Source organism: Paenibacillus qinlingensis, from assembly GCF_031455095.1.
GTDB lineage: Bacteria > Bacillota > Bacilli > Paenibacillales > NBRC-103111 > Paenibacillus_E > Paenibacillus_E qinlingensis_A.
The window spans coordinates 1-1,776 of sequence record NZ_JAVDSB010000040.1 but is presented as its reverse complement, the minus strand read 5'-3'; the positions used below and the strand labels follow the sequence as shown (position 1 = coordinate 1,776).

General features: G+C 47.1%; 1 protein-coding gene. It reads left to right on the top strand.

Annotated elements, in window-relative coordinates:
* Nucleotides 1-367 precede the first annotated feature (367 nt).
* Nucleotides 368-1,696, top strand: a complete 1,329-nt coding sequence (ltrA, locus tag J2736_RS34225; RefSeq protein WP_310502973.1) for a group II intron reverse transcriptase/maturase — start codon at nt 368-370, stop codon at nt 1,694-1,696.
* Nucleotides 1,697-1,776: the final 80 nt, after the last annotated feature.

Genomic DNA, 1,776 nt, shown 5'->3' with positions numbered 1-1,776 from the left:
TTTTTTTTTGGTAACCCACGTGCAAGACCAAAGGTCAAGGCGAGGCTAAGGATGGTGAGCAGTCATACGAAGGGATAGTAGCGAAAAAGCTCGCAGGAAAAGCCGTAATGGCGAGTGAACTGGCACAAGGTTGCCAGTGCAAGCCCTGACCCAAAAGGCAGGGACTTGGTGTGAAGCCCTGAACCGTGGAAGAGAAGTAGACCGCTTGAACCATCATCATGTGCCAGACAGAAGCCGGGGAGGCAAGAAGTCCGTAGAACCGGGGTCGAACATAAGGGTAGACCGTCTGGGGTGCAGTACTTAAGAGGAACTAGATAAGCAGAAACAGAGCTATACATCTAGGGAACGAAGGGGAAGCCGGCTTGGCATGAAGAAACGGAAAAGACAGGAAAGCCTACGTGAGGGAGTAGATATTTCGAGAAAACGAAGATGGCACAGCTTAATCGACAAGATATGGGCGATGCCAAACATGGAGGAAGCTTTTAAAGAGGTCAAGCGCAATCGGGGTGCACCAGGGGTAGATGGAATGACCATTAAGGCATTCGAGTCAGAGTTGGAGAGTAACTTAAGAACGCTTCAGCACCTGTTGAAAACGAAGACCTACAAACCCAGACCGGTAAAGAGAGTCTACATCCCAAAAGCTGATGGAAGTCAAAGACCTTTAGGCATACCTACTGTGGGAGACCGAGTTGTACAAGCGGCGGCAAAGAGAATCTTGGAACCCATATTTGAAGAAACATTCATGGATTGCAGCTTTGGTTTTCGACCCGGCCGTAACGCTCATATGGCACTAGAGAAGATACACAGGGATTTGATGGACGGCTACTTGTACGTCATCGACGCAGATCTGAAATCTTACTTCGATCTTATTCCACAAGATAAGCTCATTCAAACCGTCCGAGAGGAAGTTGTGGATGGGAGTGTCATCAAGCTTCTTGAGAGATTTCTGCAAAGTGGCGTGATGGAAGACGGGACCTTTCACCTTAATGAGCAAGGCACCCCTCAAGGGGGAGTTATTAGCCCATTACTTGCAAATATTTATTTGCATCCGTTAGATAAGGAAATGACTCGGCGTGGTCACCGTCTTACAAGGTATGCGGACGATTTCGTGATCTGTTGCAAGACAGAAAAAGGAGCACAACGAGTACTTCGGAGTGTAACTCGCCTACTCGAACAGGAGTTAGGATTAATCGTGCACCCCGAGAAGACGAAGATCGTGAATAACAAAGAGCAATCCTTTTTCTTTCTAGGGCACGAATTTAAACCAGGGTTTTGGTTAAAACCAACCCCTAAAGCAATCATGAAATTTAAGGAACAAGTAAAGGAAATAACCCGTCGAAACCAGACTACAAATGTAGAACAGCTTATTAAGAAGAAGCTCAACCCTTACCTAAGGGGATGGGGGAACTATTTTGGAAGAGGGCATGTAAAGAAGGACTTTGAGAAGTTTGATGCATGGATTCGAAGAAGACTGAGAATGGTTCAAATGCGGAGCTGGAGGAAACTGAGGAATCTCCATCGGGAACTGAGGAAAAAGGGCTGGAAAACAAGGGAACTCCCCGAAATGCGAATGACCGCTTGGAGGAGTTCAAGAACAACAGCCACACATGTAGTGATGCCAAATGAGTGGTTTAAAACGAGAGGTCTAGTTTTCCTCGTGGATATCTACAATGAACATCATCCCCAGAGGGGATAAGCACGGAGGAGCCGAATGCGATGACCCGCACGTTCGGTTCTGTGAGAGGCCCATGCAACTATGCATGGGCCTACTCTATT

Coding starts and splice junctions, on each gene's coding strand:
- ltrA (WP_310502973.1), top strand. CDS start 368: ATGAAGAAACGGAAAAGACAGGAAAGCCTACGTGAGGGAGTAGATATT.